This window comes from Prosthecobacter sp. GW821-HT29F12 (assembly GCF_058803405.1).
On the sequence record NZ_CM179517.1, the window covers coordinates 3251190 to 3269271 of the forward strand.

Annotated in this window: 2 protein-coding genes (1 of these 2 running past the window's edge); one reads left to right on the forward strand and one right to left on the reverse strand. The window is 58.7% G+C overall.

Going from position 1 to position 18082, the window contains the following annotated elements; genetic code table 11:
• On the reverse strand, positions 1-15919 hold the 5' portion of the coding sequence (locus AC3RLQ_RS13480) for an autotransporter-associated beta strand repeat-containing protein (protein WP_493037869.1). Its footprint begins 13994 nt before the window's first position; only the first 15919 of its 29913 coding nucleotides appear in the window; its start codon is at positions 15917-15919; the stop codon falls past the left edge of the window.
• Positions 15920-16238: 319 nt separating this feature from the next.
• On the opposite strand from AC3RLQ_RS13480, the gene dnaG reads away from it, so the two are divergent.
• Positions 16239-18080: a DNA primase gene (gene dnaG / locus AC3RLQ_RS13485; protein ID WP_493037871.1), complete on the forward strand. Its 1842-nt coding sequence runs from the start codon at positions 16239-16241 to the stop codon at positions 18078-18080.
• The last annotated feature ends 2 nt before the right edge of the window (positions 18081-18082 follow it).

Genomic DNA, 18082 nt, shown 5'->3' on the forward strand with positions numbered 1-18082 from the left:
TGCCGTTGCCGCCACTGAGAGAACCCACACGCTCAAACGGCGTAAGATTGGTGGCATTGACTGCAAAGTTCAGCTTCTGAGTGCCCGAATTTGCAAAGACGATCTGAGAGTTGTCGCTCAAGACATCTTGGAAGGCATACCTGGCACCGTCCCAGATGCCGCCGCCCGCCCAGACCGTTCCTGCATTGATCGTGGTTGCACCAGAATAGGTGCTGAGTCCGGTCAGGAAAAGGTCGCCTGCACCATTTTTGGTAAAGCCCCCGAGCCCTGTCATGGCACTGCTCAGCACGCTGGTGGGAGTGATTGTCAGAGTAGGAATGTTGGTGACGGTCGCACCGGGGAGCTCATTAATGAGCACGTTGTTGCCATCGATGATCTGCAGGATGATGCCGGTTGCGTTGGTCATGCCGGTGCTGCCGGAGATCAGCATGCCGGCAGCCAGTCCCGCAGTGCTCGAATCCAGTTTAATGACGCGGAAAGTGTTGTCGGAATCCGCCAGACCACTGATGATGGTGGGGGTGCCATTGGTGTAAGTCGTGGTCAGCGTGGCCCCGCTGCCAAGAGCGAGGATGGTGTTGCGGGTGCTGGTCAGTGAAGTGATGGTTTGGTTCGAATTCACGCCGAAAACCGTGTTCCAGCCCGCATTTCGAACATTGGCGGAGCTGGCAAGCGCCGCACCGCCGGAAAGAATCAACCCACCGCCCGACTGTCCGCCGTAGGTGCGGATGAGCACATCCCCGGTGAAGTCAGTGGTGCCCGCCAGAGTTTGCGTTCCGCTGCCCAGCTTGGTAAGACCACCTGTGCTGCCTCCAGTAATGGCGCCTGAGAAGACCGCGTCGGCGTTGTCCAAGCCCAGGGTGAGAGCGCCGGTGCCCGTCAGCAGGACATTACCGCCGTTGCTGCCACCGCCGGAAAGAGATCCCAGCGTTTCGCTGTTGCCGTTCAGATCCAGAGCGACCCCGGCGGTGTTCGCCAGCACCACGCCAGAACGATCTGGAATGATGGAGATGGGGCTGGCACTCGCGATTTGAATGACTCCGGTGTTGATGATGGTGCTGCCCGTATAAGCATTGCCACCCGAAAGGTACAGCATGGAGGATGCACCATCCTTGACCAACGACACCGGACCGCGCTGAACGAAGCCATCCGTGTCCCCAATGGAACCGGTGAAGGTAAATATGCCTGTGGACGAGCCCGTGAAGGTCAGCGACTTGGCCCCGGAAACCGTGGAGGTGGTGTTGCCGGTAAATGTCAGTGCACCAGTGCCATCATTCTCAATGACTCCGCCACCGGTGGTGCCTGCGAGATTGATAATTCGGTCGGTCGTTTCACCGGCCCCTGTGTAAATCAGTGTGCCAGTGTCCGCGCCTGAACCGAGAGACAATGTGCCGTTCGCCGCCGTGGTCTGCGCGCCCAGACTGCTGCTGCTCGAACCACCAGAAACGTTGTTGATGGTGCTGACACTCAGCGCGCCGTTTTTGATCCAGGTGCGGCCCGTATAGGTGTTGGCACCCGTCAATGTCAGAGTGCCGGTTCCTGCTTTGGTGAAGTTCAGGGTGGAGTTGGAGCTGTTGGTGATCGTACCACCAAAGGTCGTGCTGGAATTGTCGCCTCCTGCCGTGAATGTCGAATTAGTGCCTGAAGCCGTGTTGGTGACTGTGCCGCCTGCAACAGCACTTTCACTGGCCAGAGAGCCAACTGCGCCATTGAAACCGTTCATGTCCAAGGTGCTGCCTGCAAGCACAGTCAGGGCAGTCAGGGTGGGCAGCGCATCGTTGAGGCCGTAGGTGATCTTGCCGGCCGTAATCGTCGTGGCTCCGGCGTATGTATTGGCAACTTTGAACGTCAGATTGCCAGCGCCTGTTTTGTTGATGCCGGATGCTCCCGTTCCCGTCAAGGGAGAGCTGATATCCAAGGTGGCCAGAGTTGGGGAAAGAACCTCGCCATTCCACTGCACAGGACTGATATCGAAAGTGCGAACCGCTCCGTTGAGATCGACGGCACCGAGTCCGAAGAACACCAGCTGGTTGGTGGTGGCGGTGGCATTGGCATTCACAGAGAGGGTGAACTGTGTCCCGTTGACAATCGAGGCGATCGTTGCACCGGCTGGCACGCCAAGCCCGATGACCGGCGTACCAACAACCAGTCCTGCCGTGCTTGTGACTGTCACCGTGGCGTTGCCACTGGTGGTGTTGGCGGTCATTACCACGCCGAGCTGTGAAACCGCCCCGAGGTTTTGGGAGGTTGCGCTCAAATTGCCATTCAAGGTGAAGGCACCTGTGCCAACGTTCAGGACCGGCGAGTTGCCACCGTTGTTGTTAAACACCACGCCGCCAACAGTCTGATTGAAGTTGTTTGTGTCGAATGTAGCACCGCCCTGGATGGTCAGGATGCCAGTGTGTGCCATTTGATTGGCAGCCCCCAGAATGACCTGCGTGTTGCGGTCCGTGTAAGCCGCCGGATTGCTGCTGTAGCCACCCGATACGGTCAGATTCCCAGGCACGGCAAAAGTCGTGACTCCATCCGCCAAGGCATTGTTCAGGACGATTCGCCCTGAGTTCACCCAGGTGCCACCCGTGTAGGTGTTCGAACCGGTGATGAACACATCATTGGTGGCGTTGATAGTCCCGCGGCCCTGATTCCCATCAATCACAAGCGCCACCGCGCCACCTGCCGCATTGTTGACGATGTTTGCAGAGATGGTGACGTCCGCATTGCCGGTGTTGTCCGCCTGATTATTGAGCCAGCTCAGGGCATGGAGGTAGAGATCGGCCGGACTGGAAGTGGTTCCGGCGGTCAAGGAACCATTGATGATGTTGATACTGTTGGCAGAGGCTGTGGTGGCGACAGGTGAGGCGATCAAACCGCCGCTGGCCAGCGTCAGGGTCTTGCCGCCCAGATCCAGCACGCTGCCGGCAGTGGCCCCTGTGTTGGCCTGAAGGTTCAGGCTGTTGAGAGTGACGTCTGCCGTCAGGGTCGTGGTCGATCCTGCAACTGGCAGCAGGATGCGCACATTGTCCGTGGCTGTGCCGGTGAAAATGGTGCTGGGCGAGTAGCCTGCATAGCCATTGTTGGTCAGACCACCAACCCCCTGACTTGGGGTATAGGTTGCAAACTCACGCTCAAAGGTGGCCCATCCGCCGATGATGTTATTGGAGAGGCCGTCACCGATGTTGGTGGTGGCAACGCCATTGAGATTGGAGATGAAGAGGCGCTGCAGGGCGGAAATATTGCCGTCGATGTTCAAGAACCTCACCGTGCCATGCTGTCCGACCGCCTGCGTAAACTTGGCGAAGGTGACGTCCGACTGGTTCACATTCGAGCCAGGTTCCGCGAAATCAATGATGCTGCTGCCATATCCGAGGGTTACTTCCCCGAGTTGTTCCGTGCTGTAGAGCGAGGCTCGGCTGCGCCATTGGAACATGGCTCCGTTCAGAGTGATTTTAGCCGCGTCATTGATGCGGTCTGTGAGGCTCACCGACTCAACGGTGATATTGCCGGTGGTGACCAGCAAAGTGGAGTTGGAAATTTCAATGGAGGACGTTCCGCTCCACCTTCCACCATCAATAAGCTGAGTGCGTCCGCCGTTGAGAAGGGTGGCACCGGTGTAGGTGTTGTCGCCATAGAGATTCCAATCAACAGAAGAACCAGCAGCACCGGACCGCACCACAGCAATGTTGCTCTGCAGCACATTGCCATTCCCAATGGCACCACGGAAACTCACATTGGCCGTGGTCAGCGCCAAGGTGGCCTGGGAGGCCGAAGTATTGATGACATAACCGGCTGTATTGGCTGCAAATCCGTCATTGACGGCCAAGGATCCAGTCTGGGCCTGGAGATTGTTGATGTTCTGCACCGTGCCGTTGAGGTCAAGATTGCCTCCAAGAAGCTGCATCGTCTGGTTTGAAGTCAGGCTGAAATCCGTGCCATCAAGCTTCAGCGTGCCCTGGTTGACCGTGACCGTGCCGGTAAAGGTATTGCCAGCGGCAAGCGTCAGGGTGCCCTCGCCCGACTTGGTGAGGCCTCCGCTGGTTCCGGTGATAGCGACGCCCAAGGTCAGATCTCCAACCGTGTAAACAATCAGTTCCCGATTGCTGGCTGCAGTGAGAGTTCCCGTGCCGGAGATTCCGCTGTTGCCGGCCTGCACCAGCAGCGCACCGCTTTCCAAGGTCAGAACGGCGCCGCCTGAGAGGGTGATGCCGCCACCACTGCCAATTTGCAGGGAGTTGATGGAAAGAGAGGCCGCCAAATTTGCGGCACTGGTCAGGTTCACATTGGTACCAGCAGTCGAGAGACTGGTGACCTGTTCGGAACCACTCAGAAGACGCAGCCGGTTGGTTCCAGCATTGGCGCCTGCAGCGGCGGAGTCTGCCGTGACGAATCCAATGCCCGCTCCAGTGATGCTGGTGTCTCCGATGGCCCAGCCCAAGATCGATTTGTTGGTCGTGCCGGTGGCTCCCAGCTGGCCCGTGAAGGTGTAGGTGGCGGTGCTGCCCTGAATGGTGGCCACATTGGCGCCTGCCGCATTGCCAAAACCGTCCGCACGGATGAGCAGCGTGGAGCCGACATTGCGCGTCACCGCAGCGGTGGTGAAGTTCAGCTGCTGGCCTGCACCGGCATCCAGCGTGAAGACCAGCGCGCCAGCATTGATGCTCATGGCACCCGTGGTCGTTTCTGTCGTGGTGGCGGAGCTGCTGCCGATGAGTCTGAAATCGGAGCCTTGGAAATTCAGCGCTGCATTTCCAAGACGGTTGCTGACGTTGGTGCCGGAATTGTCGAGCACCAGGGTTCCAACGTCATGCACATAGATCGTGCGAGCGGACCCCTGGCCGGAGCCCAGCGTGCCGAAGGTGCCTGTACCGTTCAAGGACAAGGTGCCTTGCTTGACCATGACATCCCTGCCAGAAAAGGCGTTTGCCACCTGAATGTTCAGCGTTCCTGTTCCGAACTTGTTAAGCTGGTAGATGCCCAGCGTTCCCGTGTTGGTGAAGCCTGTGGTGGTGATGTTGGTGGTGCCTTCACCGCCGATCCCGACCCAGGCATGCCGGCTGGAGCCAGCCGTTCCCACCTGGCCCAGCACACCGCCGGTAATGTTCAACGTGGCACCCGCATCCGCCGCCAGGGTCACGGCACGCATCTGGCCGTCTGCCGTGGATGTCGCGATGGTGATGAGACCAGACACGGTGTTGGTCCCTGATGTGCTGCGGATGGCTCCACCACCGTTGATGCCATTGTTGGTCGCATTGTTGGAGGCATTGATGAAAATGCCATCTGCAACCGTCGCTCCGCCGGTCAGCTCGAGGGCAGAACCGACGTTTGACATCAAGATACCACCTGCGGAGGTTGTGATGGTAGGATTCGCCCCAGTCGTATTGGCGCTGAGAGTGATCGTCGTGCCACTGACGGCGGTGATGAATGTGTCTGCGGCAATTCCCGTTCCGAACACCAGCTGGCCCACCCCATAATTGGCTGTGCCACCGGTCGGCGTGAGGACGCTCTGACCGGAGGCACCCGTGGTCGCCGTCGAACTGGTGGTGGACGATGCATTGCCCAGCTGGTTTCCATTGGAAATTCTCAGCACGCCCTGCTGAACAAACATGACCCCGTTCCAGCCGGTCTCAGGGGATGTCAGCTCAAGGGTGCCGAGGTCATACTTCCTCAAGGCATTGTTGGCAGATGCAAAGGTGAAAGCGTTGTTCAGCGTCAGCGTGTTGCCCTGTGTCACTTCAATTTCACCTGCGGCGGAATTGAGGTTGAAAGTGCGGGAGCTGGCAAAGGTGCCGGTGGCACGGAAACCATAGCCAAGATTGTTGCCGCTGAGACGGATGATGTTGCCTGCATTGCCCAATGCGGCGTCGGAGGATGCGGCAATCAACCCGGCTGTGATGTCGATGAAGGACCCGCCACCGCCAAAGGTGTTGCCCGTATTGGTCAAGGACAGCACACCGCCGCCTGATTTGGTGAGAACCACCGCCGAAGCACCCGTCGGACCACCTGATAGCACGCCGCTGAGGGTCAATCCATCAAGCTGCAGTGAAGTGCTGCCATTCACCACATTGAAAGTGGGGCCCTGATTGGAGGAGACCGTGTTGAAGGCGATGTTGTCAGCCAGAAGCAGGCCGTAATTGTTGTTGTTGGTCACGGTCAGACCGTTGCCCAGCAAGGATGAGGTAAAGCTGCTCGGCGCAACCACCTTGTTGACAGCCAGCGGGTAGTAATCGCTGGTGCCCGCGCGTCCGATGGTAAGCGACAAGGCAGTGCCTGTGACTGTGGACTCCCAGGTGATGCCACCGAGATTAATCGTCTCGAACCAACCGGTTCCATCCCCATCGACCAAAAGTGAGAAGGAGGTGCTGGTGTTCAATGCACCGATGTCGATCGTAGCGGCGGTGTTGATGCCGTTGAGATTAATCCCGGTGATGTTGCCCAGACCTGTCTTGCTGACGGTGTTGGCACCCGTTCCACCGATGGCAGTGACCGAGCCAATGTTGGCAATGGGTCCGCCGAGCACCACATTGAGAAAGGGCGTGGGAATATTGATCACAACGCCGGTGGTGGGCAGGGTGTCAAAGCTTAGAGCACCGTTCAAGGTGAGCGTGGGCAAGTTGGTGCCGGTGTTGTTGAAGATTGGGCTGCCAGCAAAGCTCATGGCATTGGCCACCGCACGGCTGTTGTTGTCCACCAGAAGGGTGGTGCCGTCTGCAAACGCCACAGCGCCCACCCCCAGCGGACCGGAGAGAAGCGAATTCGGAACGGTGGAGGTGCTGCTGGCCGAGAGCAGGATCCCGCCGCCCTGCACCAGCATTCCGCCGTCAAAGGTGCTCTGACCGCTGAGCTGGAGCAGGCCGTTGTCGGTTTTAATGATTTTGGCCCCTGTGCCAGTGATGGCCGAGGAGATGCTCAGTGAAGCAGTGAGCTGTGTATAAGCCTGACCGTTCAGTGTAGGTGCCTGGATGCTGAAGGTGTTGTTTCCGCTGCCAAGGGCCAGGAAGCCGCCGTTGATCGTAGCAACCGTGGAGGCATTGTTGCTGGTGACAGTGATCGGCGCGGAGGAAGTGAGCGTCAGGATGCTGTTGGTCTGATTCGTGATGGTGGGTGTGCCAGAGCCGCCATTGTTGTTGAATGTGATGCTCTTGAGCGTGTTGTTCAGCCCCAGGCCGCCAGCCAGTGTGAGGGTGGAACTGCCAACCAAAGTGACATCATTGGATGCATCGATCTGCCCAACGTTTGTAAGCATGGTGACCACCGCGTTGTTGATGGTCAGACCACCCGCAGGGAGAACCACCCCGCTGCCGATCAAATTGAGCGTGCCCTGATCCACGACCGTACCGCCCGTGTAGGTGTTGTTGGCAGACAGGTTGACAATACCAGTGCCGGACTTCACGAAAGTCACTTTGTTGCCAGCGCCATTGTCTGCGATGACTGAATTGATGATCAGGTTGCTCATGCCGACGCTGAAAGTAAGCGCACTGCCGGCGGCCGTGGCCACCTGGCTGAGTGTGACCTGAGTGGGACTGTCCACCGACACGACATAAGTCCCCGCAGGGATGCCGGTGCCGGTAAGGGTCATGCCCGGAGCGATGCCTGTGGTGGAGTTCATCGTGATCTGAGCCGATCCCAATGCGGTGGTGCCGCTGACAAACGAACCCGCGGTGAAAGTTTGGTTTTGCGCATTCGCCGTGGCATTGGTGCTCAGGGTGATCTGCGTCAGGCTGTCCACGGAAAGGACTGTGGTTCCGGGGGCGAAATTGGCATTGGCCAGGGTCATGCCTGGCTGGATGCCAATCGTTGAATTCATGATCACCACGGGAGAACCAGCAACAATGCCACCGGCAGAATTGGGATTGGTAAACGATGGATTGGAGGTGCTGGTGTTATAAACAATGAGCTCCCGAGTCCCGCTCGTTTCCGTGCCACCGGCGGTGATCACACCCCGGATGGCCGTGGTGCCAAAGCTGGTGTCAAAGGCGTTGTTGGTGCGCAAGATGCCACCGAGTTCGAGGTTCAGGACATCGCTGCCGCTGGTGAAAGCAATGTTGTTGGTGAAATTGCCGGTCAATCGAAGCATGCTGGCGGTGGTGGTGCCAGAGAGGGTGGTGGTCAGCGGAGTCACCGAGTAAGTTCCAAGGTCGGTGATGTTGCCGCTGCCAAACACGGCCGAATAACCGGCAAAGCCGCCGTTCCCCACCGTGCCCACACCATTGGTGGTGTTGTAGGCGGCGTAGTCGTTGGAGTTCGAAATGGCCCAGGCTCCCAGAACGCCATCACCATAGGTGGTGGGCGCAGACGTGAAGACGATGCGCGGGACGTTGCCAATGCTGCCGAGCGCGGTGGAGTTCAGGAAATTCACGGTCGAACCCGCGGAACGCGTCAGGCTGGCAATGGTCAGATCCATGGCAGAGAAGGCACCGGCAGTGCCGGTGCCGCCGGTCGCGGCCTGAATGCTGTTGGCGCCCTGCGCCAAAATGATGTCGCCCAATTTTTCAGTGGCCATCGTGTTGACCCGGCCGTTGATCTGAATGTTGCCCCCCCGAAGTGTGATGGAGATGCCGTCGCCAATGCGGTCATTGTTCTGCGTCTGCAGGCTGCTGTTGCTGGTGGCGACCAGGGTGGCTCCATTGATTTCAATGGCCGAGGTGGTGAGGAGCGAGCCATCATTTTCAAGCGTGGTGGTGCCGCCCAAAAGCGAGGTGGTGCCGGTGTAGCTCTGCGCCGTCTCCAGCGTGAGGGTGCCACCTGCGACGCGGCCCAGGTTGATGCCGCCAGAAATGATCCCCCCGAAGGTGCCACCGCCGTTGGTCACAAAGGTGCTGGTGGTCAAAGAGGTGTTGGTCAGCGTTCCAGCCGTGTTGGGCATGTTCCCGCCACCAGTCAGATTGCCGATATATTGAGAGCTGCCGTTGAGATCCACGGTGGCACCGATGCCGATATTAAGACTGTTGACTGCCGGGAAGATGGCATTGAGCCCGGCGTTGAGCTGCAGGGTGCCACCCATGACATTGGTGGTGCTGTTGTAGTAGCTGGTGCTTTCAAGGCTCAAAGTACCAGCTCCCACCTTGCTGAGCTGGCCGTTGATCAAAGCGGAGGTCACATGCAGTGTGGTGCCGGCCTGCACCTGGAAAAAGCCGCCGCTGCCGCCCAGGTTCACCTGTGAGACAGCCAGCGTGTTGTCACCGCCGGTGCTGATGAGAGACCCCGTGGTCAAAGTGAGCACACGGTTGCCGGTGCTGGTGATGGACAGGCCGCTGCCGTTGATCTTCAGAGCATTTAACGTGCGCGACAACGACACATTGGCCGAACTGGTCACGTTCATCGTGTCGCCGTTGGCCGCACCATTCAGATTGTTGGTGTTGTTGTAAGCAGTGAAAGCCACCACACCGTTGGTGCTGTCATAAGCGGCGAAGTCGTCCGTAATAATGATGCGTGGCAGGATGGCGTTGGCATATGTGACGTTACTTTGCTGGTAAGTGGTGATCTTCACTTTGTTGGTTGATCCCAATCCGCTGATTCCAGACAAGTCCCACGCCGAGCCGGAGTTCGCAAAATTGGCGGTGGCAAAGGTCAGCGTGTTGCTGCCCGTGCCGGACATGCTGATGGTTCCCATGATGCTGTTCACGGTGGCAACACCGATCGATTCAGAGGTGTTGTTGCCGACCAGGCTCAATGCGCCGCCATTGAAGGTGAATGCGCGCCCGTTCACACGGCCGCCGGCGTTGTTTCCGCCGCTGTTGTCCAGCGCCAGTGTACCGCCGGCATTGAGCGTGATGCCTGAGGCTGAGTTGATGCTCCCGCCTGTGCCGCTGATGGTGACGGTGCCGCGATTGATTGTCAGGGCTCCACCAAAGGTGTTGGTGCCGGAGAGATTCAAAGCGTTGCCCTGAAACAGAACCGCCGAGGCGGTGGCGGTGCTGCCGTTGACAATGGCGCTTGTGATGTTGGTCGTCCCGGAGCCGGCAATGACCATGGTGCGGCTGGTGCTTGATTCTGAAAGATTGACTCCTCCCGAAAGGGTGAGCACAGCCCCAGACCCGGCATCAAGATCATTCTGCAAAACCCGGTTGGCGCCGTTGTTGGTCACTGATGAGCCAAACTCGATGCTTTGCGTGCCATTGATGACAGCCGGGTCACCGGCAATGGTCACGGCGTTTACCAGCTTGTTGACTCCGGTCAGATCAAACGCTGATGTCAATACACCGCCATCAAGAATCAGGGCATTGGCCGCAGTTCCGAGCGCTTTGACATTGCCGATAACAAGCGTGCCCTGGCCAAGCAGAATGCCCCCCGTCAAGGTGGTGGCGCTGCCAATGGTGAAGGAGGCTTCGTTGGCCATGCGAATGTCAAGACGTGTGAGAGACGTCGAAAGCAGGGCGTTGTCCTTGATGTCCCCGTTCCACACCGTCGAACCATAGCCGCGGATGTTAAACTGCCGCGTGCCAGCCGCGTTTTGGAAGTTGAGGTAATTGCCGTTGATGGTAAGCAGCGCGCCGCCTTCAAGATTGTTGCTCAGGGTGTTGTCATTGCCGCCGGAGTTTTTGATCACATCGCCATTGATGGTGATGGGATTTGCACCGGCGAAAACGGCCGTCGAATTATTGTTAAAGATCACAGGCTGAGAGATCGTCAATCCTGCCGGATCGGTGGCAAAGATCCCGGCGTTCGACATCAAAAGTCCGCCAAAGACCAACTGGGCATTCACGGGGATGGTGCGGGCGGCAGAAATCGTGAAGGTCGTGGCACTGGTGATGCTGGCGATGGTGTCACCGTAGGCAATGCCAGTTCCATTGATGTTCATGCCCACGACCAAACCGGCCGTGGTTCCAGTCGCCAGTGTGATCGTGGAGGAGTTGTTCACCGCAGCGGAGGTCAAACCGGTGGGGCCGGCTGCCCCGAGAGAATCGGTGGTGCCAATGCCGAGAAGACCGCCGTCAACCCGGGTGCCACCTGTATAGGTGTTGGCGGCGTTCAAGATCCAGACACCGCCGTCGGCCTTGAGCACGCGCAAGGCACCCACGCCCCCAAAGGCAGGCGTGCCCAGCCCTTGCGCATTGTCAGTGAGCACGGAGGTGATCATGTTGGCGTCCGTGTTCGTGCCGCGAATTTCCAAGGTCTTGTCACCACCGATGGTGTTCACCGAGGTCCCTGTGCTGTTTCGCACATCGGTGAGAATCAGCGCCCCGGTGCCGCTGGAATCGATGCGCCGGGTTCCCGTGGTGCCGGTGAGGTCGATCTCGCGCGTGGTGGTTTCTCCCGCACCGACATACATCAGGCTGACGGTGGTGTTTGAACCGGGATTGCCCAGTTCCAAAATGCCACCACCGACGTTTGTGCCGAAACTGGAAGAAGTCACCCCGTTGGCACCAATGGACGTCACATACACTGCATCCTGACGGATGACTGTCCTGCCGCTGTAGGTGTTGGCATTCCCCAGAATAAGACCGGCGCTGCCGATCTTGCCAAGGCCGCCCGTCCCGCCGATCGCACCCGAGACAGTGGCAAAATCAAGATTGGTGCTGCCATTGTCATCCACCTGAATCTGACGCCAGCCTTCTCCCGTCACTGTTGTTGGAACAGCGGCGGCGGCGACGACCCCCGTGCCCGAACTCAGGGTGAACTGAGTCGAGCTGTTGATGGCTGCGATATAAAGCCCGGTGGGAATGTTGGAGTTGCCAGTAAATGCCTGGCCGATGGTCAGTCCGTCCGTGGTGCCGCTGGTCAGATTGACGGTGGCACTTCCAGCAGTCGTCGTCACATTGATGGACTTGCTGATGCCTGCTGCGAGGTCAAAATTGCCTTTGATCTCGACGTCCGCAACGGAGGTGGCGTTGTTGAGAATCAACGCACCCGCGCCGAGGAAATTGGTGGTCGATCCCCACACGGGTGTGCCCAAGGAGCCAAAATCCACCGTCAGCTTGGAAGTGCCGGATGAGAAACCTCCATTACCGTAGGCGGCAAACCGAAACTCCCCGGCGCCCGTGCCCATGGCCCGGTTGAATGTGCCGGAAGTCTGATACACACCCCCATTGAGCAGAAGATTGCTGCCGGATGAAAGGCCGGCACCGTCAACCGCCTGCAGAGCCCCGCTATTGATGGTGGTCGTACCCGTATAAATGTTCGGGGTTGATGGGTTGAGAATCCACAACCCTCCACCGTTTTTGGTCATCGAAAGCGCGCCGCCATTGGGATTGTCGATCAGATGGATGTCGATTTCGTTATCTCCCTGCGAGTCACCGTCAAGGGTGAGGGTGCGCGCACCGGTCCCGCTGAAAGCCAGATCAGCGGTGTTGTTAAAAATGAGCGCCGCATTGTTGTTGTTACGCCCGGCAGACAGATTCCCATAGCTGCCAAAGGAGGCGATGGTGCCGTTGCCGGCCAGGGTGAACAGGCGATTGATGCTGACGGAGGGGGTCTGGGTTGCGGTGACCGCACCGCCGGAGTTGGTCCCCACATAACGCAGGGCGCCGCCATTGAGAATGAGGCTGGCTGCGTTGGTCGCGTCGCTGGTCGCATCCCCTTTGCCGATGCCACTGGCCACTCCGATGTCGGCGATGTTCGGAATGTCCAGATTTCCGCTGAGGATGGTCACCGGCCCTGTAAAGGTGCTGGCGCCGGTGAGTGCCACGGTGCTTGATGATCCAGCCTTCACCAGTGCAACTGTCGCCGTGGCGCCATCCTGAATCAGGCCCGTGAAGACACCGCCGGTGTTGTTATTGCTGAACCGGAGAGTGGCCGTCCCACTCGCAGCACTGTTGGTGATGATGCCCGCGCCATTGAACGCGTTGACTGAATTCGTTCCAGATGCGGCTGTGCCGACGTTCACTCCATTGAGATCAAAAGTGGCTCCTTGGCGGATCATCAGGTTGACGTTGGTTGCACCGATCAAACCAGTGCCTGAGAGCTGCAAAGTCCCCTCATTGACGGTGACCGTACCCGTCTCGGCATTCGCTCCGCTGAGAATCAAAGTGCCTGCTCCGTTCTTCGTGAGGCCACCCGTCGTTGTGGACGTGATGGGTGCCGAAATCAGAAGGGAGTCTGTGAGGCCATCAACGCGAACGACGAGGTCCTGATTGCCACCCGTAGTCACGCCTGTGCCGCTGATCGTGCCCGAGCCACCCGTCTGCAAAATACCGCCTGAAGTGTTGGCACCCAGGTTGATCGTCAGCAGTCCCGTCTGGTCCACGGTCTGGCTGCCGAGTATTTTCAACGAACTGATGGTAAGCGCCCCCGAGCTCGTGTCGCTGGATACCAAATTGTGACTGGCAGCCGTGAGTGCAGCCCCTGCCGTCACGAAGCCTGCATCCGTGTCATAAACGGGTGCCACCAGCACCCCGCCATTGGAACGGGCGAAGTCAGCGCCGTTAAAATAAACATGACCATTCCCGGTCAGGGTCGTGGCGGTGCTCGTCGCAACTCCCGTGAGCGTCACCGTGCCATCGCCGATAATGTTCAAACCCGTACCGATAGCAGGTGTGGCCAGCGAAGAGAAAATCAGACCCGTGGCACCGCCGCCCGAAGTGATCTTGATGGTGCCAGCACCCGCAGTCATGGTCAAAGCGCCGAGTGATTCCGTCAGCGCACCGCCACTGAAGCCCAGATACTCAAAGGTGCCGCCCGCCACCTGATTGGTGTTCAATGGATCTGCGTTGAAAATGAGCGCCGAACCATTGTCGATGACATTGGAACCATTGCCGCTGCCAGCCGTTGCCTTGATTTGGAGAGTTCCGCCCGCGACCGTCACGGTGCCGGTGAAATTGTTCACCGTGCCAAACGTCAGTGCCGTGGCATTGGGAACAGCGGTGCCGATGGTGGTGTTGATCGTGATGGTGTTGCCATTGATCGCGGTGATGATCGAGCCGCCCGGGATGTTGGTTCCCGTGACCGTTTGTCCCACGACCAGACTGGAGGCATTGGAAACGGTGAAGCTGTTGCTCTGCGCCGCGCCACCGCCGGTGGTGGTGACACCCGCCGCACCCGCAGTCACATAGTTGGAGGCCGATGGATCATAGAGCCATGTGCCGGAGCCGATCTTGACCAGCGATGTCTTGTTGGTGGTGGTGTTGTCCTGAATCACACCCTGAATCTCGTTTTGCAGGGTGCTTTCCCCGCCCAGATAGAGATTTTTGATTCCCGCGCCGGTGGCCGCAATGTTGTTCGCAATGACCAGCGCCGAAGGGCTGCTGCCCGTCTGATTGGCCAGGATGATTCCCGATCCCGTCGTGCTGGTCAGGTTGATGGCCTTGGTGACGGTTTCACCTGCACCCGTGCCAGCGGCGCCCAGGTAGTTCAAAGCACCGCTGCTGAGCTGAAGAGCTCCGCTTGCACCGCTGTTGATCGCACCGAAAGAATTGATCGCCACGGTGCCGGAATTGATGTTGAAGCTGCCCAGGAAATTGCTGGAAGTGCCCTGGATGGTGAGCGTGCCAGTTCCTGACTTGGTGACCACGTGCGCAGCGCCGGTGGCGGTAAGGTTGCCGGTCAGCAAGGTGTCGGCATTGCCCTGAAGGGTCAGGGTACGCGCCGTTGTATCCGTCTGATTCCAAAGGCTGGAAGTCGCGAGGGTGAGGAGGCCGTTCGAATTGTTTTCAATCAGGCTGTTGCTTGCGCCGCCCGTTCCCATGACACCCGCCGGGGAATTGTTCAAACCCAGCAGGGTGACATTGAACCCGTCCCGGCCCGTGATGCGGAAATTGACATTCGTCCCCGTGGCCCGCGTTTCCCCAAACGTCACTGTCTGGTTGATGGCGCTGCCATTGACATCACGGCTGACAAAGATGCCCGTGTTGGTAAAGTCACGGTTGAATATTTTTCTTTTCGAAAAATCCGCGTTCCCCACTCCGGGTGTGTCAGTGCGGACTTCCAGAATGCCGTTGTTGAGATCGACCGACTGGGTGCTGGGGTTCACCCCCAGAGCGCCGTTGGTGGACACACGCACGGTGCCGGAATCAATGCGGAGGGACTGGGCAAAATTGTTGTTCGCATTTTGCAGCCACATCGTGGTTCCATAAGAATTGCCTGTTTTGGAAAACCGGTCATTGGCGACTTCAAAGCTGGTCACCTGACCTGAGATGATGAAGTTGCCGTTGCCAAAGAACGTCTGCGTGCTGCCGTTGCCAAGCTGGACATCCCCTGAAATCGTCGTGATGCCATAGGCCGAAATGACGTTCCCCTGGGAAGCCGTGCCGCCAATGACCAAATTTCCGGCGATCGTGTTGTTGCCCACGCTGATGAGAGCACCGCTGCTGTTGACGGCCCCTGGGCCACGGCCTGACAAACTGATGTCACGATTGATCGTCATTCCTGCAAGCCCGCCCTGCAAAACAAGACTGCCGCCGCTGTACCCGGGATTGCCTGTGTTCGCCAAGCCATTGACGGAAATGATGGTGGTGCCCGCTCCAAGCTGAGCCTGATTTGTGATGACGACAGCACCGCCGTTGATGACCACATCCCCGGTGAAGGTGTTCGCATTGCTGCCGAGCCTGAGCGTGCCATTGCCCGTCTTCGTCAGCCCTGAAGATCCTGCGATGACGGAATCAATTTGGGCCCCCTTGAAGGAGGCCACATTGATGACGGAAGAGCTCACTCCAGCGACGGTGCTCAGGGTCAGCGTGCCACCGGTGATGACGTTGCCATCGCTGCCAAAGACCAGACCGCCCGCAGTGATCGGCCCGCCCACGGTGATGGTTCCGGGGACACCCCCAAAGATGGCCACCTCACCATTGAGCCAGTTCGCGGTGTCTGACAGACTGCTGTCATAGGACCAGTTGGTTGCCGTGGTGTTCCACTGTCCGTCAGAGCCGTTGTAGTATAAAGTGGCCCCTTGAACCTGAAGGGCCCAGAAAGGAAAAAATACCGCAAGGGCGGTGGCGATTGGCTGCGTGAAATGACGACGCAAGGTGTCCAAGAGAACGCTGGATTTCTTCATCTGGTGGTTGGATAGACTGAGGGCTGCGGGAGACAAATTGAGGCGGGCTTAATTCGCATTTCGAATTAAGCCGTTATTTTCTGAACTTATTGCTTACTTTGAGCTAACCCTCTCATTCAGAGCCATCGGGGAATGGCTTGTTCGTTAGTAAATTTCCGGGGACTTTTTGATTCTGATTTTCTTTACTGCGAATAAAGACACCCCGCTTTGCTGACATGCCGCCTAGGGCTGCCACCGGCTCCTCGGCCTCTATTATTTGCATCTGCAGTCGCTCACCAGTTGCGGCCACGCCCCCCCTCAACACCTTCTCTGACCTGAAATGTCACGCATCCCAGAAGAAACCATCCAGCAAGTGATTGCCGCCACGGACATCGTGGCGCTGGTGGGCCGTTCCGTGAAGCTGCGCAAGGCGGGCACGAATTTCCTCGGCCTCTGCCCGTTTCACAATGAGCGCACGCCCTCCTTCAATGTCAGCCCCTCGCGCAACACCTACCACTGCTTCGGCTGCGGTGCCGGCGGCACCTCGATCCGTTTTGTCATGGAGCACGACGGCTTGTCATTCGTCGAGGCGGTCAAACGCCTGGCGGACGCCGCTGGGATCCGTATCGAAGAAGAGGTGTGGGATGCCAATGCGGAGGCGGAGGCCAAGCACCGCAGCCTGCTGCTGCGCGCGCACCGTGAGATTTCCGAATGGTTCCACCAGCTGCTGATGAAGCACAAAATCGCCGCGCCAGCACGCGACTACCTCAAATCACGAGGAATCACCGCCGAGGTGGCGAAGAACTGGCAGATGGGCTACGCCCCGCCCAACGGCGCTTTTTTCCGTGAATGGGCCGCCAAGGCCAAGATCCCCGAAAGCGTGCTCGTGGAGGCCGGCCTCTTTGTGCAGAGCGATGAGGACTCCGGCCGCCGTGGCACCTACCCGCGCTTCCGTGACCGGCTCATGTTTCCCATCCGCAACGATCATGGGGATGTGATCGCCTTCAGCGGGCGCGTTCTCGATCCTGAGGCCAAAACCGCCAAATACCTCAATTCCCCCGAAACCTCTCTCTTCAGCAAGAGCAAGGTGCTGTTCGGCTTTGACCGCTCCAAGCGCGCCATCTCCAAAGCAGGCGAAGCCATCGTGTGTGAAGGCCAGATCGACATGATCATGGTCTATGAAGCAGGTTTCCAAAATGTGGTGGCAGGGCAAGGCACCGCCTTTACGGAGCTCCACGCCAAATTGCTTAAACGCGTCTGCAATGAAGTCGTGCTCTGCTATGACTCCGACAACGCGGGCTACAAGGCGGCTGAGCGCGCTTTCCAAATTCTTTCCCCCATCGGGCTGACGGTGAAAGTGGCCTCCCTGCCCCAGGGAGAAGACCCCGACTCCCTGCTGCGCAAACAAGGCACCGAGGCGCTGCAGGCCGTGCTGGGAAATGCCACGGACTTCCTGGAGTACCAGATCCGCCGCCTGCGAGCCAGCGCCAAATCCGACAGCATGGTGGAGCGCGTGCGCATGGCCGAGCAGGTGGCCTCGGCCATCAGCATCTTCACCGGCGTGGCCCAGCGCATCACCGCCGTGAACAAAGTGGCCAATTTGCTCGAAATTTCCGGGGAGCAGCTCAGCGCGATGGTCAATCGCGCCGCGAAGGAAGCCAAGGGCGGCCAGTCTGGCGGAACCGCCCCCGTGAATGTGGTGGATGAGGCGAAGAAACTGCTCGCCTCCCAGCACAAGACGGCTCTGGCACTCTGCCAGATGGCTCTGGCCGATGCCGAGATCATGTACTGGCTGCGGGAGGCCGACTGCGAAGACCTGCTGCGCGAGGTGCCCGGCACCGAAATGCTGGCCATGCTGGTGCACAGCCGCCATGATCCGCTGGAGGAGTCCTCCCAGCTTGCCTTCATGGCGGGGCTGGAGCGCCAGCAGGAGGCGGCCTTTGCCCAGCTGCAGGCACGCCCACGCCTGCCGGGCGGACTTGAAGATGCGAAAAGCGCGCTGTACACGCTGGAACTCGTGCGGATGAAGAATCTCATCCAGAGCATTGAGTCCAAATTACGCCAGCGTGACCTGCCGGAAGAGGAGGTCGAACGCCTGCAACAGCAGCAGATAGAACTCATCGCTAAGCGCAAAGAATGCCTTGACCGTACGAAACCCACCCCGAATAGTTTCTCCCCCTGACT